Origin of the sequence: Henriciella aquimarina (assembly GCF_002088975.1) — a bacterium.
Lineage (GTDB): Bacteria > Pseudomonadota > Alphaproteobacteria > Caulobacterales > Hyphomonadaceae > Henriciella > Henriciella aquimarina.
Genome location: NZ_NCST01000077.1, coordinates 1 through 20,990 on the forward strand (window position 1 = coordinate 1; position 20,990 = coordinate 20,990).

The 20,990-nt window shown below is 61.9% G+C and carries 25 protein-coding genes and 1 tRNA gene; 9 read left to right on the top strand and 17 right to left on the bottom strand.

Going from position 1 to position 20,990, the window contains the following annotated elements; all coding sequences use genetic code 11:
• The 4 genes from B8784_RS12310 to B8784_RS12325 all read left to right on the top strand — a co-directional run.
• The coding region (locus B8784_RS12310; RefSeq protein WP_199288581.1) for a mitochondrial fission ELM1 family protein at positions 1 to 710 on the top strand (710 nt) is incomplete at its 5' end.
• 79 nt (positions 711 to 789) lie between these two features.
• A complete protein-coding gene (locus tag B8784_RS12315) occupies positions 790 to 1,701 on the top strand; it encodes a cation diffusion facilitator family transporter (protein ID WP_084398253.1) in 912 nt (303 codons plus the stop codon).
• Positions 1,702 to 1,798: 97 nt separating this feature from the next.
• Positions 1,799 to 2,767: a thioredoxin-disulfide reductase gene (trxB, locus tag B8784_RS12320; RefSeq protein ID WP_084398254.1), complete on the top strand. Its 969-nt coding sequence runs from the start codon at positions 1,799 to 1,801 to the stop codon at positions 2,765 to 2,767.
• Between the two features lie 109 nt (positions 2,768 to 2,876).
• Positions 2,877 to 3,884 (top strand): tetratricopeptide repeat protein, encoded by a 1,008-nt coding sequence (locus B8784_RS12325; protein ID WP_084398255.1) that lies wholly within the window; start codon positions 2,877 to 2,879, stop codon positions 3,882 to 3,884.
• A gap of 11 nt (positions 3,885 to 3,895) precedes the next feature.
• Here B8784_RS12325 and B8784_RS12330 read toward each other — a convergent pair whose 3' ends face one another.
• Positions 3,896 to 4,651, bottom strand: a complete 756-nt coding sequence (locus B8784_RS12330; RefSeq protein ID WP_084398256.1) for a tetratricopeptide repeat protein — start codon at positions 4,649 to 4,651, stop codon at positions 3,896 to 3,898.
• 66 nt (positions 4,652 to 4,717) lie between these two features.
• Here B8784_RS12330 and B8784_RS12335 point away from each other — a divergent pair, with 66 nt between their 5' ends.
• Entirely contained in the window at positions 4,718 to 5,833 is a 1,116-nt protein-coding gene (locus B8784_RS12335; RefSeq protein ID WP_084398257.1) for an NAD(P)/FAD-dependent oxidoreductase, read from the top strand.
• Between the two features lie 94 nt (positions 5,834 to 5,927).
• Positions 5,928 to 6,004: transfer RNA gene (locus B8784_RS12340), tRNA-Met, on the top strand.
• A gap of 159 nt (positions 6,005 to 6,163) precedes the next feature.
• Here the strand turns inward: B8784_RS12340 and B8784_RS12345 are convergent.
• The 9 genes from B8784_RS12345 to B8784_RS12385 all read right to left on the bottom strand — a co-directional run bounded on the left by B8784_RS12345 (position 6,164) and on the right by B8784_RS12385 (position 13,488).
• Positions 6,164 to 6,361 carry a hypothetical protein gene (locus B8784_RS12345; protein ID WP_084398258.1) on the bottom strand — a complete coding sequence of 66 codons (198 nt, stop codon included), beginning with the start codon at positions 6,359 to 6,361 and terminating at the stop codon, positions 6,164 to 6,166.
• Positions 6,358 to 6,642: a hypothetical protein gene (locus B8784_RS12350; RefSeq protein ID WP_143435462.1), complete on the bottom strand. Its 285-nt coding sequence runs from the start codon at positions 6,640 to 6,642 to the stop codon at positions 6,358 to 6,360. Before B8784_RS12350 ends, B8784_RS12345 begins: the two co-directional genes overlap by 4 nt.
• A gap of 144 nt (positions 6,643 to 6,786) precedes the next feature.
• Positions 6,787 to 7,104 carry a hypothetical protein gene (locus B8784_RS12355; RefSeq protein WP_084398260.1) on the bottom strand — a complete coding sequence of 106 codons (318 nt, stop codon included), beginning with the start codon at positions 7,102 to 7,104 and terminating at the stop codon, positions 6,787 to 6,789.
• A 48-nt stretch (positions 7,105 to 7,152) separates the two neighbouring features.
• Positions 7,153 to 7,686 (bottom strand): hypothetical protein, encoded by a 534-nt coding sequence (locus B8784_RS12360; protein ID WP_143435463.1) that lies wholly within the window; start codon positions 7,684 to 7,686, stop codon positions 7,153 to 7,155.
• Positions 7,687 to 7,794: 108 nt separating this feature from the next.
• A complete protein-coding gene (locus B8784_RS12365) occupies positions 7,795 to 8,268 on the bottom strand; it encodes a M15 family metallopeptidase (RefSeq protein WP_084398356.1) in 474 nt (157 codons plus the stop codon).
• Between the two features lie 80 nt (positions 8,269 to 8,348).
• Positions 8,349 to 8,675 carry a hypothetical protein gene (locus tag B8784_RS12370; protein ID WP_084398262.1) on the bottom strand — a complete coding sequence of 109 codons (327 nt, stop codon included), beginning with the start codon at positions 8,673 to 8,675 and terminating at the stop codon, positions 8,349 to 8,351.
• Positions 8,676 to 8,697: 22 nt separating this feature from the next.
• Positions 8,698 to 9,381, bottom strand: coding sequence for a hypothetical protein (locus tag B8784_RS12375; RefSeq protein ID WP_084398263.1), 684 nt, complete (start codon positions 9,379 to 9,381; stop codon positions 8,698 to 8,700).
• A 316-nt stretch (positions 9,382 to 9,697) separates the two neighbouring features.
• A complete protein-coding gene (locus tag B8784_RS12380; protein ID WP_084398264.1) occupies positions 9,698 to 12,880 on the bottom strand; it encodes a phage tail protein in 3,183 nt (1,060 codons plus the stop codon).
• Entirely contained in the window at positions 12,877 to 13,488 is a 612-nt protein-coding gene (locus B8784_RS12385; protein WP_084398265.1) for a hypothetical protein, read from the bottom strand. Before B8784_RS12385 ends, B8784_RS12380 begins: the two co-directional genes overlap by 4 nt.
• A 100-nt stretch (positions 13,489 to 13,588) precedes the next feature.
• On the opposite strand from B8784_RS12385, the gene B8784_RS12390 reads away from it, so the two are divergent.
• On the top strand, positions 13,589 to 13,870 hold the full coding sequence (locus tag B8784_RS12390; protein ID WP_084398357.1) for a type II toxin-antitoxin system RelE/ParE family toxin: 282 nt from the start codon (positions 13,589 to 13,591) through the stop codon (positions 13,868 to 13,870).
• A gap of 13 nt (positions 13,871 to 13,883) precedes the next feature.
• Entirely contained in the window at positions 13,884 to 14,174 is a 291-nt protein-coding gene (locus tag B8784_RS12395) for a HigA family addiction module antitoxin (RefSeq protein WP_084398266.1), read from the top strand.
• Between the two features lie 37 nt (positions 14,175 to 14,211).
• Here B8784_RS12395 and B8784_RS12400 read toward each other — a convergent pair whose 3' ends face one another.
• From B8784_RS12400 to B8784_RS12415, 4 genes are read right to left on the bottom strand one after another with little or no spacing between them, the layout of a single operon-like run.
• Positions 14,212 to 14,733 (bottom strand): hypothetical protein, encoded by a 522-nt coding sequence (locus tag B8784_RS12400; protein WP_084398267.1) that lies wholly within the window; start codon positions 14,731 to 14,733, stop codon positions 14,212 to 14,214.
• A complete protein-coding gene (locus B8784_RS12405; RefSeq protein ID WP_084398268.1) occupies positions 14,711 to 15,559 on the bottom strand; it encodes a ParB N-terminal domain-containing protein in 849 nt (282 codons plus the stop codon). The genes B8784_RS12400 and B8784_RS12405 overlap by 23 nt, the downstream gene beginning before the upstream one ends.
• A 39-nt stretch (positions 15,560 to 15,598) precedes the next feature.
• Complete coding sequence (locus tag B8784_RS12410) at positions 15,599 to 15,835, bottom strand: hypothetical protein (RefSeq protein ID WP_084398269.1); 237 nt, start codon at positions 15,833 to 15,835, stop codon at positions 15,599 to 15,601.
• 11 nt (positions 15,836 to 15,846) lie between these two features.
• Positions 15,847 to 16,221, bottom strand: a complete 375-nt coding sequence (locus B8784_RS12415) for a S24 family peptidase (protein ID WP_084398270.1) — start codon at positions 16,219 to 16,221, stop codon at positions 15,847 to 15,849.
• A gap of 89 nt (positions 16,222 to 16,310) precedes the next feature.
• Here B8784_RS12415 and B8784_RS22195 point away from each other — a divergent pair, with 89 nt between their 5' ends.
• A complete protein-coding gene (locus B8784_RS22195) occupies positions 16,311 to 16,493 on the top strand; it encodes a ribbon-helix-helix protein, CopG family (protein ID WP_143435464.1) in 183 nt (60 codons plus the stop codon).
• A 2-nt stretch (positions 16,494 to 16,495) separates the two neighbouring features.
• Here B8784_RS22195 and B8784_RS12420 read toward each other — a convergent pair whose 3' ends face one another.
• The 3 genes from B8784_RS12420 to B8784_RS12430 are packed head-to-tail and all read right to left on the bottom strand — an operon-like array spanning position 16,496 to position 20,940.
• Positions 16,496 to 17,047 carry a hypothetical protein gene (locus B8784_RS12420; protein ID WP_084398271.1) on the bottom strand — a complete coding sequence of 184 codons (552 nt, stop codon included), beginning with the start codon at positions 17,045 to 17,047 and terminating at the stop codon, positions 16,496 to 16,498.
• On the bottom strand, positions 17,044 to 17,523 hold the full coding sequence (locus B8784_RS12425; protein ID WP_084398272.1) for a hypothetical protein: 480 nt from the start codon (positions 17,521 to 17,523) through the stop codon (positions 17,044 to 17,046). The genes B8784_RS12420 and B8784_RS12425 overlap by 4 nt, the downstream gene beginning before the upstream one ends.
• 51 nt (positions 17,524 to 17,574) lie before the next feature.
• Positions 17,575 to 20,940 (bottom strand): phage tail tape measure protein, encoded by a 3,366-nt coding sequence (locus tag B8784_RS12430; RefSeq protein ID WP_084398273.1) that lies wholly within the window; start codon positions 20,938 to 20,940, stop codon positions 17,575 to 17,577.
• Positions 20,941 to 20,990: the final 50 nt, after the last annotated feature.

Consider the following 20,990-nt stretch of genomic DNA (forward strand, 5'->3'; position numbering starts at 1 on the left):
ACCGGGGCGATTTCGACCTGATCGTCGTGCCCGAGCATGACGGCCTCGACGGCCCGAACGTCATCCGCACGGTCGGTGCGCCCTCCTATTTCGCCCCGGACGATATCGAGGAGGCCGGCCAGGCCTTCGCCGATCTCGCCGACGAGAATGGCAAATCCTGCGTCGTCATCCTGGGCGGCGACTCCAAGGCGCACACCTTCTCCGAAGCCGCTGCCGACCGTCTGGCCGAAGATTTCACGCGCCTCTCCGGGCTTGGCTGGCGCCTGCGCATCACGACGTCGCGGCGCACGCCCGTGCCGGTCGTCGCCAGGATGCGTGCGCTCGCCGACCGGATCGGGGCCCGTTTCTGGGCCGGCCCGGAAGACGGGCCGAACCCCTATCTCGCCTGGCTGGTCTATTCCGACGCCGCCATCGTGACCGAAGACAGCGCCAACATGCTCTCGGACGCCGCCTGGCACGGCCTGCCTGTGCATATCGCCAGGCTCGAAGGCACGAGTACGAAGTTCGACCGCCTGCATGAAAGCCTGATCCGGCGCGGCTGTGCCCGCTGGTTCGAAGGCCAGCTGGAGCAATGGACCTATGAGCCCCTGCGCGAGGCCGACCGGGTCGCCGACGAGATCGTCAAGCGCCTGCTCGCCCGTCATCCGCAGCCGGCCATGAAGGCGCATGGCGACAATGGCGATGTCGTCCTGCCCGACTGGATGCAATGAAACGGAATAACATATCTAGAATATTGTTTTTTCTGTATTTTTATTGACTCTCCGCCGGAGTCTCCTCATTTCTTGGCGCATGGCCCACGACCACGCCCATTCGCACGATCATTCCCACGGGCACTCGCACGCGCCCGCCGTCGACACTGCCGATGCGCGCAAGCGGGTGGCGCTTGCCGCTTTTCTGACCTTCGCGTTCATGATCGCCGAAGTGGTGGGCGGGGTCATCTCCGGCTCGCTCGCCCTGCTGGCCGATGCGGCGCACATGCTGACCGATGCCGGCTCGCTCGCGCTGGCCTGGCTTGGCTTCAAGCTGGCCGAGCGTCCCGTCTACGACCGGCGCAGTTTTGGCTGGGCGCGCTTCAAGATCCTCGCTGCCTTCGTCAACGGCATGGCCCTGCTTCTGCTAGCCGCCTGGATCATCTTCGAGGCGGTCCAGCGCCTGATCACGCCGGAACCGGTCATGGGCAATGTCCTGATGGGCGTCGCGATTGCCGGACTGCTGGTGAACATTCTCGCCTTTGTCCTGCTGCATGGCGGCGACCAGGAAGACCTCAACCTGCAGGGCGCGCTCTGGCATGTCGCTGGCGATCTGCTCGGCTCGGTCGCGGCCATTGCAGCTGCGCTGGTGATTATCTTCACCGGCTGGATGCCGATCGACCCGCTGCTCTCCATGCTCGTCGCCGGGCTGATCATCATTGGCGGCGTGCGCGTAACCCTGCAATCGGCCCACATCCTGATCGAGGGCGTCCCCTCCGGACTGGAGCCGGCCGACATCAAGGCCGACCTCGAAGCCCATCTCACGGATGCCGCGAAGATCGGCCACATCCACGCCTGGGCGCTGACAGAGCAGAAACCGCTCGTCACACTGGAAGTCACCGCGAAGGACGGCGTCTGCCTCGATACGCTCCGCAAGGCGGTGAAGGACCGCCTGGAAGAGAAGTTCGGTGTCAGCCACGCCACGGTGGAAGTGCGCAAGCCTGTGCAATAGTCCTGCTTCACGCCGGGTTGAGCAGGCCGGGGGTTTATTCACGGCCCAAGAATCCCCATACCTGTGGGCTGAGACAGACCAGACTGGAGCACGGGTGATGAGTGAGACCCTCCATTCCGAAATCCTGATCATCGGGTCCGGCCCTGCCGGCTGGACCGCCGCCATCTATGCTGCCCGCGCCATGCGCGACACGCGCGTCGTGGCCGGCCTGCAGCCGGGCGGTCAGCTGACCATCACGACCGAAGTCGAGAACTATCCGGGTTTTGCCGAGATCCAGGGCCCCGAGCTCATGGAGAAGATGCGTGAGCATGCCGAGAAGATGGGCACGAAAGTCTCCGAGGATCACATCGCCGAAGTCGACTTCGAGACCCGGCCCTTCAAGGCGGTTGGTGAAAGCGGGACGGTCTATACAGCAGACGCCATTGTCATCTCCACCGGCGCCCAGGCGAAGTGGCTTGGCCTGCCGAGCGAGGAGAAGTTCCAGGGCTTCGGCGTGTCGGCCTGTGCGACCTGCGACGGCTTCTTCTATCGCGGCAAGGAAGTGATCGTGGTCGGCGGCGGCAACACCGCCGTGGAAGAAGCGCTCTTCCTGACCAATTTTGCCTCCAAGGTCACCGTGGTGCACCGCCGGGATTCCCTGCGTGCGGAAAAGATCCTGCAGGACCGGCTGTTCAAGCACCCCAAGGTCGAGATGCTCTGGGACACGGTTCTGGAAGAAGTGATCGGCGACGAGAACCCGCTTGGCGTGACCGGTGCCAAACTCAAGAACATCCAGACGGGCGAGGAATTCACGCGCGATGTGCATGGCGTCTTCATCGCCATTGGCCACGCCCCGCAGACCGAGCTCTTCAAGGGCAAGCTCGACATGAAAGCCAATGGCTACATCATCACCGAGCCGGGCACGACGAAGACGAACGTTCCGGGCGTCTATGCCGCTGGCGACGTGACCGACGAGACCTATCGACAGGCTGTCACTGCCGCCGGGATGGGCTGCATGGCCGCGCTCGAGGCCGAGCACTGGCTGGAAGAGCAGACCGCCATCGAGGAAGCCGTCGCGGCCGAATAGGTGGCGCCTTTCCGGCAGACCGTCCGACCGTATGGCAAGCGCCGCTACGGTCCCGCTCCAATGAAGCGAAACGCTGGACGGGGCCAATCCCGTCGATAAAGTAACAGTCATGATCCGGTTCACCCTGGCAGCTTTTCTGACCAGTCTTCTCCCGCTTGCGCCGGCCTCCGCCCAGCCGGAGGACTTGCGTGCGGCCATCGATGCCTATCTCGCCGAGGACTATCGCCACATCGAGATCATCGCCCGCCATGCCGAGGATGGCGTCCCGGAGGCGATTGCCGTGCTCGGACAGGCCTATCTCTATGGCTATGGCATCGAGATCGACCGCCCCCTGGGCGTCGCCCTGCTCGAACAGGCCGCCAGCCTCGGGGAGCGCTCTTCGCTCGTCCATCTCGGCCGCGTCTTCGAGTTCGGCGTCGAGGGTATTCCACCGGACCCGAAGGCCGCCGCGAAATGGTATGTCCAGGCCGCCCAGGGCGGGGACACTACCTCGGCACCAGCCGCCCTGAAGCGTCTGCCGGCCGACATCGTGATCGCCGCCGGCGGGGCCGCCTGGGCCAGCGAACCCGCGCCGGACGCCCCTGCTGCCGGGGCTCCTGCCACTTCCTCCGAGACACCCATCTCGGCAGAGAAGGCGCCGTCCCCGGCCAGCGCGATTCTCGGCACTGCGACCGCGCCCCCGCCGCTCATCATGAATGACAAGACGCGCTTTCCCATTTTCGCCGACACCCAGCTCAGCCCGATCGGTGACGCCGCAGCGAGCTGCTTTGTCGTTCTGCGTCCGGAGATCGAGCGCCAGAAGCTGGCCCTCGAAAGCCTGATGACGCTGAACGGCGCCGGGGTGGAGGCCCGCTCCGGTTCCCGCTCATCGCGCTACAGCGAGCTCGCCAACACCGACCGCCAGCTCACCGCCATGAGCGAGGCCCTGCGCGCCAGCGAAAACCTCCTGGCCGATCCCGCTCGCAATGGCGGGCTCAATGCCGAGGCGGTGCGCCTGGCGCTGGTGCCCCACCGCGATGCCCTCGCCAACCGTCCGGACAGTGGCCCGGGGGCCACCTTTTGCGGCCAGCGCCTGATCCAGCTTATCGGCGAAAGCGCCGGCTGGCCCGAGCGCTAGTCCTCCACCGCCTAGAGCAGGCTGGCCGCCAGCGCCTCGATGTCCCGGCGCGAATGGCTGGTGACATATTGCCGGAAGGAGAGCGCCCGGCTCTGCATCATCTCCGCCAGCGCGGTGTCGGGATGGGCAGCCGCCGCACGCGCGAGCGAGGCCTCGATTTCGTCGCGATACTTGCGAGCATTGAGAGAGGCGAGCGCGCGGGCGAACTGCCAGTCAATGGAGAGATCCGCCTCGCCAGTCTGGGTCGCCGCGCGGTAATGGCGCCGGGCCTGGCCCATGCTCGCCCCCATGAAGGCCGCGCCCAGCCCGCCGCCGCGGCGGATCACCTCGATGTTCCAGATCGCGAGAAAGCCATGCGCATAGACATTGTCCGGATCGTCCTCGAGCACCGACTGCACCAGGTCGCAGGCGGTGCGGCCATAGCCGGACTCCAGCGCCTCGCCCGTACTCATCGCGCGCGACTTGAGCGACAGCGCGATGGCAAGCTGCAGGCGCGCCTCGATATGCTCCGGATCCGCCTCCAGCGCGCGCCGCGCCAGGGCCTCTGCCCGATCGAGCTGCAGAGGCGCCGGCGCGCCACTCGCAACTGCCTCGGCCAGAAACGACCGGGCCGCATAAGCGAGATTGTCGGCCCCGCCCTCGGCTTCGGCGATCCGCGCCGCGTCCAGAAAGCGCCCCGCATTGAAAGCCGTTTCCGCCCGTTCGGCCATGGCAGGCCAGACGGCGAGCAAGCTGATCAGCACGGAGACAGCGAGCATCTTCTTCATTGCCGGTGGCAATCTAGCGCGAATTGATGCCTCGCCCAATCGCGCATTTGCGACTAGATCGGGCATATGGAAACGCTTGAAGCCGACCTTGTCGTGATTGGTGCCGGTGTCATCGGCCTCGCCGTGGCGCGCGCGGCCGCCATGAAAGGCCGCGACGTCATCATCGCCGAGGCCGAAGAAGCCATCGCCGTGCATACCTCCTCGCGCAATTCCGAGGTGATCCATGCCGGGCTCTATTATCCGACCGGCTCGCTGAAGGCGCGCTTCTGCGTCGCCGGGCGGCGCCAGCTCTATGCCTATCTCGACACCCATGGCGTGGCCTACAAGAATTGCGGCAAGCTGGTTGTCGCGCATGCCGACGAGGCCGACGGGCTGTCCGATATCCTCAAGCGCGCCCAGGCCAATGGCGTGGAAGACCTCAAGCTGATCAGCGGCAAGGCGGCCCGTGACATCGAGCCCGCCCTCAGCCCGGAGATCACCGCCGCGATCCGCTCGCCCGTCTCCGGCATCTTCGACAGCCATGGCTATTTCCTCGCCCTGCGCGGAGAGCTGGAAGACCATGGCGGCATGATCGCCTTTGCCACCCCCATCGACCGCGGCGCCGTCACAGCCAGCGGCGTCGAACTCGTCACCGGCGGCGACACGCCGGTGCGCATCACCGCGCGCAGCGTCGTCAATGCCGCCGGACACAATGCCGTCGCCCTCGCCCGGCGTATCGACGGCCCGCACCTGCAGGACGGCCTGCCGACGCCGCGCTTCGTGAAGGGCAGCTATTTCGCCATCCAGGGCCGCACGCCCTTCTCCCGCCTCATCTATCCGATGCCGGGCCGCGCGAGCCTCGGCCTGCATCTCACCGTGGATCTGTCCGGGCGCGGCAAGCTCGGCCCCGATGCCGAATGGCTGCCCGAGGAGGCCGCCCCGCCCTTCGACTACCGCGTCGACCCGGCGCGCGCGGAGCATTTCTACGCCTCCGCCCGGCGCTACTGGCCCGGTCTGCCGGACGGCGCGCTCGCGCCCGACTATGCCGGCGTGCGCCCCAAGATCGTCGGCCCCGGCGAGCCATCGGGCGATTTCAGGATCGGCACGGTCGATACCCGCCTCGTCAATCTCATCGGCATCGAGAGCCCCGGCCTCACCTCCTCGCTCGCCCTTGCCGATCATGTCGCAGAGCTGCTGGATTAGGCGGTTGCGAAGCCGGGTCAGACTGTGTATTCAGCCCGCTTCGGACCCGCATGGCGGTCGTCCGGAAACTGCCTCGCGGCAATCGAATGGCCATGGTTGGGTAGCTCAGCTGGTTAGAGCGCATGACTCATAATCATGAGGTCGGGAGTTCAAGTCTCCCTCCAACCACCATTCACGACGGGGCTCTCAGCGATTTCAGGTGAAGCCGTTCGGACCTCGTTCGGACCCGCGTTCGGACATCGGTGTTCCGGGCGCGTTCCAAGCATAAAAAAATGCCCCGAGCCGTGAGGCCCGAGGCATTCGTATTCCTGCGACGGATTGCGGAGCGGGTCAGGCTTCGCGGCGTTTCATTTTTGCCGGCGTCGAAGGTGATCGAGATCGGGCGTTCAGTTCGCCGACCTCCCGCTTCAGATCCTCCACGACTTGATCGAGTGTGAGTCTCACGGCTGCGCGGACAAGCTTTACGCCGTCGTCATCGCGATGCTTCCGAGCTTCTTCCAGGCAGGCCTTTGCTTTGCGCATCATCATCCCTTGCCCTCCAGGAGGCTTCGGATTTCGATAATGTCTTCACGCATCTTGGCCATGCTCTGAACGCTTTCGGCTGCGACCTTGATGGCGTCGACCGCCTTCATGAGCTGGGCGACGTCATCACGGGCATCTTCCTTTGCCGCAGTTGCTAAAGCGATATTGTCGCGAGAAAGTTCAAGGATCGTCTCGTCTTTCTTGTTCAGCTTCTGCCAGAGCGCCACAAAGGCCCCGGAGATAGCTGCCCCTATCGGGACAAAGACTATCGTAAGAAGCGTTTCCATATTCATGCCGTCTCCATGGATTGGATGGGTTCGGCCTCCGTCGCGCCCCGCGAGTGACCCAGTGTGGAAGAATGCAGCCGGGCAGACAGCCCCCAAGCCCCTGCCCGGCTGCGGTGACGCCCGCTTATCAGGCGTCAGCGGACGTCAGCCTTCGAGCTGGGCCCGAAGCTTCTCGGTGTTCGCTGCGATGGTCGCAGAGTTCGCCTTCAGACGCTCAAGCTGGGCATCGAGCGCAGCATCGTCGATCCGGCCGTTGTCGTCGATGATCTGCTGCAGGAGGTCGGCAGCTTCCTTCACATCAGCGGCCATATCCTTGTCCAACTGGATGCCGAGACGGGTATAGCGGGTTGCGCTCTCGACGATATCGAGGGCGGTGTCGATGACCTTGTTCTGACCTTCGAAGATGCGAGCGACCTGTTGGGCGCGCTCGATCATGGTCAGCCATTCGGTGAGATTGAACATGGGAATGTTCCTTTCGGGGGATAGAGGAAATCGGGGGAGAGGCGGCGACTACAGGTCGCCGAGCTCGTCAAAGATCGGCTTCGCCTCGTCCCACTTCTCGGTCAGGACACCATAGGCATCTGCGGCCTCACGGAGCAGGCTGGCCGGCGGGGGAACACCTTCGGACTCATAGCGAAGCACTTCACCGTGGAGGTAGACGAAAGCATCAATGGCCCGGTTCAGCGCCTTGGCAACCGGGGCGGCCTTGGCTTCGAGTTCACCGGCCTTGATGGCCGTCTTGATGAGGGCCTCGTCGCCAGAGCCGTCAGCGGCTTCCTGGAGGTTGATCACGGACTTCTGGGCAACCTCATAGGCCAGCAGGCCGGCAAAGGCCTCACAGGCCACGCGGTCGCCGGTCTCGGCGATTTCAGACGCACGGGCCTCGTCGGTCGGAAGCTGCTCGCAGGCAGCGGATATGTCAGCGACCGGCGGGAGGCCGACCTTCGAGCGAACATCGTTCAGTTGGGTGCAGGCGACGCAGGAGACCGCGCCGAACAGCATGACCGCGCCGAGCACGGCCCACTTCATCGGGGATAGTGACATGGGGGATTTCCTTTCGGGGTTTCAGTCACAAAAAGCCCGCCTGCCTGACTGGCGGGGCGGGTTACGCAGACCGGCCGCACACACTCGCGGACGGACATTCGGTGAGGATCAGGCGGGGTGGATCTCGAAGTGGGGGCCATCTAAAAAATCGGGTCCCGGATGGCGCACGGCGTATTCCTGGACGGCCTGCTTGAGCCCGTCCGCCGTGCCGGGCAGCTCGTCGAGCATGCGGTCCCACACGCCGCCCCAGCGCAGACGCACGCCAACCTCATCGGCAGCCGCGTGCATGGCGGCGGCTATCGGATAGATGAGCGGCCATTCCCAGCGAAGCTGACCATTCACATACGGCACGAGATCGACCGCATGGCCGTATCCATCCGGCTGGGTGAGGTGACGGGAGTTCATCGTCTTGGACGCACCGCGCGCAACCAGCCGCTCCTGCTCGGCCGGCGAGCGGATACCGTCATGCACGGAGAAGTCCTGCGGGGTCGTGGCAATGGCCTTCTCGACACAGCGCACAAGATCGGGGTGCACGCCGGTCAGCTCACTTCGTGACCGGGCGCCCAGCTTGAAACCTGACATGGGGGCCGCCTTTTCGGGTTGCGGATACAAAAAAGGCCACACCTGAAGCATGGCCGTGATCGGTCGGAACATGGGGTCTGCTACTCGGTAACGCCTTCCGGCAGCTGATCATCCTCCGGAAGCGTCGGCGCCACATTCATCAGAACCGTGAGCGCCTCCGAGGCCTTGCCGAACCATTGGCCGAGATTGATCAGCTCGGCACAACCGCAGAGAAGCTTGCGGCCCTCGTCATCGAGTGTTTGCTCGCTGTCGTTTTCGACCTCCTTCAGAAGATCGAAGCACGCCACGAACATCGGCACCGGCGGCTTCGAGAGCGCGCCATAGAATGCGCCCTCGATGCTCTCTGGCGGCACATAGGATTGCAGGGCTTCCCGGACGGCCGGGACGGTGTTCGGGTAGGTACTCATGGGGACTCCTGACGGTGACAGGCTAAAAGCCGGTCACATTGGCAATGAAAAATTTTGATGTGAGACCGTTGGATTTTGACGAACCGTCCCACTGGTTTCGCTGGAAGGATGTAAATGACCCCGAATAAATTTTCCTGTCGACAAGTCCTACGCCCTTTGAAACCTCCCCGCTCGATGGGTGGATTTGACAGCCGGTTGCGGTCAGGTTTGCCTCCAGCGAGGTGGCCTGCGCTGGCGGAGGAGGAAGAGAGATGCGTGTGTCGCTCATGCTGACGGCCTCCTGCAAAGCGGCATATGTGCCGCTCGGAAGATCGAGGCTGCTCGTTGCGTCATCCAGAATGCCGACAATATTCAGTGGCTTCTGCGTGGCGTCATAGACCTTTGCCCCGCTAGCGTCGAACACCTGAAGCCCAAACGACGGCGACACGCTCTGAAAGCCGAACACATAGTAGTGTATCTGATTGGCGCTCCCGCCTGTGCTATGGATGTCGACGGATCCAGAGCGTTTCACATTCAGGATCGCCGGAGATGCGCACCGAAATGCCAGCAATTCGCCAGCGGCCAGGGAAACCGTCGCCTTTGAGGGACCGCCTGGAATTATTTCCGTTGGCGAAATAGAGCCCTTCCTGAGAAAGACCGGCACCTTGATATTACTGTCGAGTTGAAGCGACCCGTCTTCCCTGAAGAGCTGCAGTCCCTGCGGCATCACATGACCCCGTAATAGATGGTGCAGGCTGGCGCCGTGTTTCCGGCCGGCGCCGCATCACGGCTCCAGCTAAGCGTGTTTCCAGTGAACGAAATATCAGGGGCCGTCGGATGCGCCGAAAAGGACCACATCGTCTCTGATCCGGAGAACTCCATAACTGGAAACGCAAATGGTTCAGCCTGACTAAAAAGAGAATTGTCGACGCTACCGGATGAGCCCGCCGCCGCCGAAAAGGATCCCAGTATCCGCGCCACAAGACTTGTGGTATCGAGGATACAATTTCCACTGGCATCGAATACCTGCAAGCCTTGTGGCATTACCAAACCCCCATTCGGACTCGCAGCGTCCCGCTGGCGTCATATACCCTGATCTGGTTGTCTTCGATTTCGGTCCGAGCACCACTTGTCGCGGTTCGCAGAAGCCCGATTGTCCCCGTGATCGCCGCAAGTGACGGCACAGCAAGATAGGCCGGCCCTAGTTCATTTAGAGTCGCTAGCGCGCCCTGTCCCTGGAAGCCCGCCGCAACGTGGTCGCCGGTTACGTCCGCATCGTCTTCAATGCCAAGCAGCTTGTAGTCGATGGCTGGCAGCGGGCCGAGCGCGCTCTGTGTCGTCGGGATCTGCGCGATATAGGCGTAGTGATACCAGGCCTGCGAATAGACCGTGCCGGACAACCCGAAGGAGAGATCGAGATAAAACTCATTGGTGCCCGCGGACGCCCCGGAGACGTCGAAATACCCTTCGATAAGCTGGGTGGCGGCTGTTCGCGCAAAGGTGAAGCTGTAGCGCGAGACATTCGAAGCGTCCCGCAGCCGGACGGTGATGCTGGTGACGCTGGAAAACGTGCTGACGAGGATCTTGTAAGCAAACCGCCCATCCGGCAGCACCATGTTTGTCCGGCCCGATCCGCTCGTCAGGCGGATGAAGAAATATGGCTGCGTCTCGTCGCTCTCGACCGGGATGGCGCTCAGCCCACGCAACACGGCATGCGCGCGGCTTGTGTCCGTCGTTCTGACATTGCCCTGCGGTGTATAAAGCGCCGGGCGGCTGGCCTGATGCGGCATGGCATACTGTTCTGGAAGCCGGTTTAGCGGCGCCGCCTCCTGACGCACCACATCATTTGACGCATCGCCTTCACTCGCCGTCGCCCCCCAGTCCTGTCCGATAATGGCTGCGGCTGTATTGTAAAACGTGACGTCGGCATTGTCTTCCGGCTTGCCGGATCCAGTCACACCGGACCACGCGACAACGCCGGCGCTTGTTGCCGTCGCGTTCGCGGTCGTCGTTACCGTCTGGAATGACGACCAGTCGCTGCCGCGGCGGCCGTCGATCCCCCGGAACCGGAAAGCGTAGACTGTCGACGGCAGGAACCCGGCCAGCGTGAGGCTCGCCCGCAGCGCATCGAACCGGACATATTGTGGTTGCCCGCTAATGCCACCGCTGCCGTCAGAGACGCCGAACTCGACTTCGATCACCTCGGCCAACACTTCAGTAAGGTCGGTCGGCAGGCTCTGTGTCAGCCTTACGCCAGGCGTCACGTTGCTGGACCCAAGCTCGACGGCGGTCAACGAAACAGACGGCACCTGCACGATCGGTAGCGCCGTCTGCGGAAACGCCGGCGGCACAGACAGGTCAACAGCCGTCTCCTCATCCCAAACGAGCTGGTCCGGGTCGACCTCACAGGCCATGACCCGGATACTGCCGTCCAGGAAGCGTTCGACCTCTTCGCAGATGAAGGTCTTGCCCCCCGGAAACCCACGAATGACACTCTCGCGCACAAACCACTCGCCCGGCGCGATCACGCGGGCCTTGACGCCATAAGTCTCCTCCAGTTCGAAGATGCGGCGGCTGTCCTCGATCTTCAGCTTCGCAATGCGCTGGGAGCGCTCGCCGCTGATCTCCATGTCGAGGTCCAGCGTGTCGCTGATCTCGCCATTGTCGTCAGCGACATAAGCGCTGATCGAGACTTCCGGATAGTCGTCTTTCTTGTAATCATTGGCAGGATTTATGAAACGCCCCGAGAGCGTATTCACCATGTCGTCGATACGCCCGCCAGGGTCGGCAATGCTTTCGCTGTCGCGAATGGTGTCTCCGTCAGTCAGCGTGATGACCGGCGTGCGTTCGATCGGTGGGCGAATGGAAATGCGGCCGCCCTGGTCGATAGCACGCGCGGCCATCTGGTCGGCGATCTTCTGCAGGTTCTTGGCATGGTCATCGTCAGCCGAGAGAATGCCGTTGACCTCGTAACGCTTCTGCGTTCCGCCGCCCTTCAGGGCGACCAGCTCGTCGCAATGATCGGCGAGGCTCTCGAACTCGGCATAAGGCACTGCATCGACCGGCTCGCCCACGCCGAACCACATAGCAGACGAGCCTGATGTTATCCGGATGCCTGACCGGTAGTGATCGGCAGCGACCATCGCGTTCGTGGAATATTCCCACGTTGCCGGATCATCCCAGCGGTGTGAACCAGATCCGCCGGCCGTTGTGTCCTTGCGGCGGTCGTAGAGGAGTGCTCCCTCGCCGCTGAAGCGGTAGTCGAAACTCTCCGGAAGGTCGCTATCCCAGAGATGTTCGACGATCACATACGCGACACCGCGCAACCGGTGGCTGCTGGTCCAGGTCGAGGCCGATCCGACGAGGTAGGAATCTGCCGTCTGGTCTGGGCGGCCGTCATAGAACGTCACCCAGCAACGCTGTTCGTTGTTGCCTTCGAGATAGACGAGTGTACGCACGCCATGGCTCAGCGCGGAATTGCGGGCGAGATAGCCGTTGATCCAGACCTTGTCGAGCTTGTTGATCCGGTGATCGGCGAGCGCGAAGACGCGCTGGAAATACTTTCTCTGCTGGCCGCCAGTGAAGGCGGCAACAAAGGTTCCGGACGTCGCGAACCGCCCGAAAGCCAGCTCCCGCGGCGCCGGCTCATATTCCTCCTGGAGTTCGACACGGACGGTGCCGGCCTTCTTGTGCTTGGTTCGCCAAGGCAGCGTGGCGCCCTCAAGCTGGGCGATGAGGTCGAAGCCCTTGTCGCCCGCGAAAACGGCCTTCTGGCCGGCCGGTGAGCGCGTCTCCATGCGCCGCTCGAGATAGGCGAGCGCCCCGCTCTCGATCTCCATCGTGATGATCGCCGGATCATCTTTCTTCAGGGCGTCGGAAAGGTTGCGAATGCGGCCACGCTCATCTTCGAGCACGTCGCCATCATCCGGACTGTCACCAGCGTCCCATGCGAGACGGCGCAGCCGAACGGCGCGATTGCGCCACTTCTCATCGAGAAGGCTGCCAATGGGGTCGGAATTATCGCTCTGGCGAGAGCTGTCGAACTCCAGCTCAAGCTTTTCAGACTTGAGTGACGACTTCCGCTTCAGGCTCTCTGGCGGCGTCCAGCGCGTGCCGAGTCCTGTATATGTATTGCCGTCGAAACTGACGGAGCCAGTGCCCGACCACCAGCGCAATGTCTCATCGTCGAGCGTGATATCGAGAAACCAGCGAGCTTGCCTCGTCATCGCAGCACCTGCTCCGCCTCGATGCGGAAGCTCCAGCGCTTGAAGCCTTCACGAATGCGCGGCTGCTCTATCAGCCGAAACTCCCCAAGCGCCTGTATCCGGCGCGGAGACGACCCGCCAGCCTCCGGGGTTACGGGCCTTGGCCAGACCTTGCACTCAATCACGCCCGCCGCGCTTGCCGTCGCCTCTTCAGTGACCTGCCCGATCCAGTAGCCACCGCCTGCTGTGATGTAGGAAATCATGTCACCGGGATAGGCCTTCCTGTTGGCTCCATAGCTTGAGAGCTTTATGATTGAACTGGAAACGCTGACAGCGTCCAGATAAAGGCCAATGTCAGATGTGATCTGGAGGTCGCGCGGCCTCGGCCGGAAGGTCCGCCAGATCGTGAAGGTCAGGTCATGCAGCCGGCGCCTGGCAAGAAAGCTGTCCCAGTCGTCGAAATGGGCGCGGTCCTTGATGTCGACGTCCAGCTCGATCCGCCAGAACGGCTCGCCGATCTCGATAACGTCGGCCTCACCGGCATTTGACGCAATCTGGGTCTGGTTTTCGACGCGGCTCCATTGGGCCTCGACAATGCCGAGGCAGGGTGCCTGCTCACCTGCACTCATGGTCTACCTTTCGGGCAAAGAAAAAGCCGCTTCGGAGGGCGGCGTGAAAAAGATTCACGTCAGACTTGACTTTGTATCACGGCGTGATACGTATCACTTCATGATACAGAGCACCAAGGGCGATCTGATCAAGCAGGTTCTGACCGGCAAGACCCGGAAAGGCTTCCCGTCAGAGATCCTGAAAGTTGCGACACGCAAGGCCGCAATGCTTCAGGCCGCTCACGTTCTGGACGATCTGAGAGTGCCGCCGGGAAACCGGCTGGAAGCCCTCAAGGGCGACCGTGCGGGACAGCACTCGATCCGGATCAATGACCAGTGGCGCATCTGTTTCATCTGGACCGAAAACGGCCCCGAAGACGTTGAGATTGTCGACTATCACTGAAAGGAGCATTCAGATGGTCAGCCTTCAAACACCGGTACATCCGGGCGAAATTCTCAAGCACGAGTTCATGGACCCGATGGGCGTGAGCGCGGGCCGCCTTGCCAAGCATATCGGCGTGCCCCGCACGCGCATCGAGCGCCTGGTCAAGGAAAAGACGGCTGTGACGCTCGATACAGCAAAGCGCCTGGCCGCAGCCTTCGGGACCACGCCAGAGTTCTGGATGAACATTCAGATGAACTACGATCTCATCGAAGACGGTGCGAAGGTCGACGTGTCAGACATTGAGCCGCTGGTGGCGGCGTAATGATGAAAGCCCCGCCGGAGCGGGGCTGGGTGATGGGTTAGGCGGACTTGGGGATCGGCTTCGCCGCCTGCTCACGAAGAACGAGGCCGATAGGATCATCCCGGCGCTCGTCCGCCATGAAGGGGGCGAGATAGTTGTGCAGCTGCTCGATGCTTTGCAGCTTGCGCATGTCGGCGGCGATCTGGCCACGAAGCATTGAAAGGTTCGCTTCCAGCTGGCTGAAGGACGCGTCCTCGATGGGCGTCCAGAGTGGCGCGTCCTCGTCATCATCATCCGTGTACGGGATGGCAATGGCGGCGGGCAGCTTCACGCCGGCAAGCTCATAGGGCATTTCAAACTGCGGAGACTTCAGCTCGTCGCGGTCGGACTTGAGCGCGCGGCGCGCCCATCCGGCGAGAGCCTCTTTCATGAGCATATCCTTTGCGTCCTCTATAAGGTCGGCGTGTCTGTCCATCACCTCCTCGACGAGCGCTCGTGTCGTCATCGCGCCCTTGGCGCGAAGTTCGAGGGCTATCTGGCTGACGATGGTCCGTAGCTTAGCCCGTTGCTGATTGGTCATGGTTGACCTCCTGAATTGCCTGAAGAAATGCCATCAGCCGGGGCGCGCGTTCGCGGACCTGTTGGATGGTGTAGGGCAGCGCATCGCGGAGAAATTCCTCTCCGGTCATGCCTGCCTCGTCCGCCTGCCTCAGCCCACCATTGATGTCCTGGACCTTCTCGATGATGTGCTGCTGCATCTTGCGGGCGAGTTCGGGGTCGTCGAGGCTGTAGCCCTCACCCTTCTTGATCCGGCTGACGGCCTTGTTGCGGGCCTTCCGGTCAAGCTGGATAACTTCGGCCTGAACCTCTTTCGGCTGAGCGGCTATGGTCGCGGCCGCAGAGATCGAGATTTCCTCGTCATCCATCTTGCCGATGAGTTCAGGGACTGCGCTCTCGATGACGCTCTTTGCTCGCTCGTAGGTGGTGCCCGACCCGAAACCTGAGCCTTTGGCGGCAAGGTCGCGGTTACGGCCCTGCGGAACTTCGGCGCAATTGACCCTAAGTTGGTCGGTGCGCTGCCCCTGTCGTTCGCCAAGCATCCGCTCGACGGCCTCGCCGATGGCGACACGCTCGGATATAGTGAAGTCCTTGCGGACCTCGTTTTCGTCATGCTCACCCTCGATGATGGACGTGACATTGACGATGCGGGCTTCGATTTCTGCCAGTCCGAGAATATCCCGGCACGCCGTGAGCCGGCGCTCACCGAAGACGAGAAGCCCGTCCTCGGTGACGCCGACAGGCTGGAGCAGCCCCTGTTTCGCGATGCTGTCGGCCAGAGGTTGCAGGTCGCCCAGCTCGCGGCGGTAGCGTTCGCCGACTCGTATGTCGTCGATTGGCATGAGCATATGCCAGTCTCCTTTCCTGATTGTGCCTGATCGGCGGTCCTAGTCCGCCAGTGCCTTGAGCGCCGCGACCTGCGACCGCATCATTGAGAAGGTGCAGGTCAGGGCCTCGTTGAAGCCCTCGCTGGTGCCCGCCTGCCCCGCATGTTTGATCCGAGCCCACAGCTCGTCCTGCATCGCTTCCGCACAGGTGATCATGCCGTCGATGAGCGACGCGGCCTCGTGAATGCCGTCCACCATGTCGAGAGCGTCGGATTGCTTGATGTTGATGACTGTCATGTCCGTCTCCCTCAAACGCGCTTGAAGATGCCCTTCACCCGGCCCATCAGGGCCAGCGAGGCACGTTCCGTTGAGACGAACTGCTCGTCATAGTTCTTGTTGTCGCCGAAGATGCGGACCTGTCCGGGCATCAGCTGCACGCGGCAGACCTTCGCCACACCGGGCACGAACTCGAAGACCGCAAGACCATCAGACAGGCTGTCATTGCAGGGATCGACCAGAACCATGTCACCGCTGCGAAGATACGGGAACATGAAGTCGCCCTGGACTTCCTCGACATAGCTGTCCTTGGACGGCTCTGACATTGCATTGTGCTTTGCGATGAGCGCCGAAACAGGATCGGACTCGACAAAGCGGCGGGGATTCTCAAAAGAAGGGTTAGCCATTGTGACCTCTAGGCAGGTTGCTTTGGTTAGAGCCGGGCAATGGACTGGTACTCCTTGCCCGGTTCGCAATTTTATGACATTAGAAAGTCATGACGTCAACAGATAACATCAAAAAGTCAAAAAAGGGCCGACCGCAAGTCGATACGACTGCGCTGACCCTGCGACTTTCCAATGAGCTGCTGGAGCGTCTCGACGCGCATCGCCGGACGCTTGAGGACCTACCTAATCGGCAAGAGGCCATACGCCGCCTACTGGAGGCGGAGCTGCCATAGAATTAGATTTCCAGCTTCTCCTGAAGCATCGACCACACTTGGTCGGGCCCAAGCGGCATGTGTTCGTCAAAGTGTTCCACGGCACCCTCTTTATAGATCTGCTCCACGTCTTCTTCGGTCATTTTCCCCTTGCGGCAGCAAATACCGATGTAATGTGTGATTGTGGCGTTCACCCCCATGTAGAGGCTATCGTTCACATCAAACGGGGGGCGGTCATCGATTAGGCCTACGATTTTGCCGCGCCTTTCATAGACTCCTAGGTTTCTGGGCCCATTTGCGTCGTAAACACTCACCGCCAAGTAGTAGAGAATGGCGTCTCGGTAGCGTTTCAGTCGGTGCAAATACCGTGCGCGGTGAAGCAGGGCGTTTCTAGCCAGCCCCATCTGCCAGTGCTCATCATAGTAGGCGCGCTCGGCATCGAATATCTCTAACTGCAATTCTTCCGCAGACGGTTCGCGCTTCTCTCGCTTCCTGAAAGCCTTTCGATACGCCTTCAATTGCTTTTCGATGCTACCCTTTACGATGAGGTCAACCTGAAACTGCGAGTCACTCATTGCCCGCGCTTCACCTGATTAACGATCCAGTCGGTGTGCGTCTCGCCGTCTATCTCAACATTCCAGCCGTCGTCTGCTGAAAACTCTCCGTTGGGACCGCCTTCGACGGTGCAGATCACTGCCCCACGAAGCGGCACACCCATCGAGTTTTGGGCGTCATACTCAATGTATAGCCGCAGGTTCGTCGCTTTGTATTGTTCCCCGCTCGTGGCGCGCGCCAAGTCACTTCTGAGACGGGCCTGGCGAACCCGAGAGTCGATGTCGTCGCGATCTTCCAATGACTCTAGCTCAGCGCGGATAACTTGCTCAGCCGGAAGAGGAACCTTTTGATGATCTGCTGTAGCTTCGATGAGCTCAAAAGTGCTGGGCGCCTTCAGCCGCTTCTTTATGGCGTCTACGCAGGCCGATTGGAATTTCGCTTCCCCGCCCCCACAGCCGGCCAACATCACGGCCACCAGAATGATCAGTTTTTTCATAGCTCCTCCGAATCGGGCCGGAGGTTAGCCGCAAACCAACCGTTGAGAAACCTACCGCCCGAAAATGTCCCGTTTTTGGCGCCTCGGCGTAGAGTAGAGCCGATCGCGGTACAGGGCTCGCTCAATACGGCGATCCTGTTTGCGATCGTACTCATCCAGCAAGGCTCGCACCTCTGGCATGGTGTCCTGATTGATCGGGCCGGTGAAAGTGATGCTGGAGCCCGCAACATTGATCGGGCGCCCGCCTGGCGAGAAGTAGGAAGGGCTCACGTTCACGGGCTGCGTGATCCTGGCGAGCTGGCCTTCCACATCGACCCCGCGATTGATCTGCTCAAGCAGGCCGGCATTGAGCCGCGTGCCCGCTGCGGTGATGACACTCTCGCCGCGCGACAGTCGGGCCGGAATGCTATCGGATCGAGACGTTCCGGGGCCTTGCAGGTCGATGACACCGTCCTTGAAGCCAGCAACGGTCTGAGCCGCAATCGTGGCGAGGCTCAGGTTTTTGGCGACCTCGATAGATGCTGCAGCCGGAGGTCCAAGAATCGGGCCGAGCTCTGCCAGTGCGCGGATCTTGGCAACCTCGGCGTTCAGAATGACGTGTCCAACAGCCGCGATCTTTTCCGCAAGGAAGAAAGCCTTGGCAAGTGCGGAGTTCTCCCCGAAACGCTGGCGGGCAAGGTTGCCGAGCGCTGAGATAAAGTCGCTCGTCGCAGCAAGGATCATCTGCTGATTGGCGATCTCCGCCTCACGCTCCAGGTCGCGCTTCTCCTGGTTCATCTCCGCGATTTCCTGGTCGTGCTCCTCTTTCGTGATCTTCTCTTGTTCGAGGGCATCCTGCAGGATCACCAGCCGCTCATCATAATAGGCCTGGAAGCGGCTTAGCTCATCATCGGCGTAGCGGCCCTCCTGAAGCACCTGATCCCGCAAATCTTTTTCTGCGGCGAGGCGCTCTTCCTTCAGGGCAAGCAGGGCGTCTTCAAGTTCGGCTGCATCTTTCAGCTCGGCGCGAATTTGATCCTCTTTCAGCCGGTATTCGCGGTCCAGCATGGATGCGAGATTGCCGAGCATCTGGTCACGGGACGCCATGACCATGTCGGCGAAGTCCTGCTGTTGGGCAATGCGCGCGTCTTCTCGCTTCTGCAGCTCGACGAGTTCCGCGTCCGCTATCGCGCGTGCCTGCTCCCGAGCCTTTTCCTTGTCCGCCTCAGCGGCCTTCGTGGCATTGATGGCCGCGATCTGCGCCTGATAGTTGTGCTCGATCTGGTCGGCCTCGGCCTGGAACATCTGGCGATGCGCTTCGGCGATCTCCTCGATTGCGGAAATCTGGGAGGTGTTATCGATCTCGCCGCCGCCTCCTGCAAACCCTTCAGGGTCGGTCGGAATGATGGCGGCGCTTTCGCCAGCGGGTGCGCCGCCAAGCCTAGCCTCTCGGAGCGCTGCAACCTCCTCTTCCGCGGCGCGCAAATCTTGTGCCTGACCAAGCCTCTCGGCATAGGCGTCAATGATGTCGCGCTGCTGCTTGCTCAGCTGGCCGCCAGCATCTTGAATAGCGGTGACTTGCTCATATTCTTCCCTCAACAGCCGGTTCAACTCTTCTTGCGACTTCAGAGGGCGAACATACATCGGTGAGCCGCCGGGAGTGGTCCCGGCTTGTTGGCGTTCACCGAACGCTCGCTCTCCGAACAGGTCTTGCGCCTCTCGGCTTGTGAAGCGGCCAGAGTTCTTCTGCGCGTTCGCAAGTTCAGCGCGGGCCTGTGCTTCAAGCACCCCAGCCAACTCCCTATTCTTCGCGATCCGCTCATTCAATGCAGCAATGTCCGCGCGCTTCGTGGCTTCAATAATTGGCTTCTGGTTCTCGATGGCATCGGAAAGATCGTTCTGTAGGCCGGTCAGCGTGCGAATGTCTTCGGTGATCTGCGCATTCACGCTGTCATACTTGCGCAGCGCATCGCCGGCTGCGGAGATCGAGGCGGCGGCGTCTTTGCCGTTGCTGGCCATGAGCCCGTAGGCAGCCGCACTCGCGGCGAGCGCGATACCAAGCGGGCCTAGAGTGATCAGCAGGCGCCCGGCAACGGCGGTGAATGTCTTGATCGCGGTCGTGCTCGTACCGGCAATGGCGTTGAGCGCAACCAATTCGGCTTGCAGCGCCGTCACAGCCGCAATGACCTTTCCGCCCATGGCGGCGGCCATCGGCAGCAGAGCGGTTGTCGTCAGACCGACAATCGCCGCGACGACAATATCTGCATTCTCGGCCAGCCCGGTAAGCAGGTCTTGCATAACCTCAAGAGCGTTGATCAGGGCGTCGGTCGCGCCAGCCTCACCCAAGGCCAGGACAAGCTCTTCCAGGCGCGAGCGTGTTGCGAGCAGCGCGCCGTTCAGATTGTCATCCATGATCTTGGACATGCGGGCGGCGGTGCCCTCGGCATCATTAAAGGCTGCCGTGAGGTTGTCGATTTTCGGAACGGACGATTGCAGCACTTCGAAGGCAGGACCGCCCCGCAAGCCGAACAGCGTCATGGCGTCAGCGGTTGCGATTCCAGCTTCGGATAGCTTTCGCAGCGAGTTGGCCAGAGACCCGGTCGCTGAGATGGAAATATCTTCCATCGTCAGCCCGTACTTGGCGAGAACCTTTTCGCCTTGCTTCGACTGTTTTTCGAGGCCGATCATGACGCGGCGGAGGCCGGTGCCAGCCATTTCCGCCTGAATGCCAGCATCTGACAGGGCCGAGACGGCCGCAGCAGTATCCTCGATGCCGACATTGAGGCCCGCTGCCACCGGCGAGACGTACTTCATGGCCTCGCCGAGCTGGTTCACGTCGGTGTTCGAGGAGTTCGCGGCCTTGGCCAGAACGTCGACCACGCGAGCGGTTTCGGAGACTTCCAGGCGGAAGCCCTGCAACACGTTCGACGCAATGTCTGCAGCGCGCCCAAGGTCCAGACCACCAGCCTGTGCAAGCTGCAGCGTGCCCTCGATTGTTCCGAGCACTTCGTTCGTGTCGAAACCGGCACGGGCAAGGAACAACATGCCTTCTGCGGCCTGAGTGGCCGAGAACCGGGTTGTGGCGCCGAGCTCACGCGCTTTCGCCGTGAGAGCGTCCAGCTCCTCACCCGTCGCCTGGCTGACGGCGGCGACCGACGACATGGCCTGTTCGAACGTTGCCAAGACACGGATGCCAGCAGCAGCTCCGGCAGCGAGGGCCAGAGCGGATGCCGCACCGGCCAGCTTCGCGCCCATATTATCGGCAGAGCGACCGATATTGTTGAAGGCGGCAACATTTTTGCGCTCGGTCAGTCCTGCCGACCGGCGCATGGAATCCATGTGATTGTCGAACTTGCGGTCAGCACCAGCGATCTTTCGCTCGTACTCGGCGACGCGAGCCTCAAGTTCGACGATGATTTTATCCGCACTGACAGCCATACGAATACCTTTCCGCCCGTGGGCAGGTTTTTGTTTTGTTCATGGTGTCG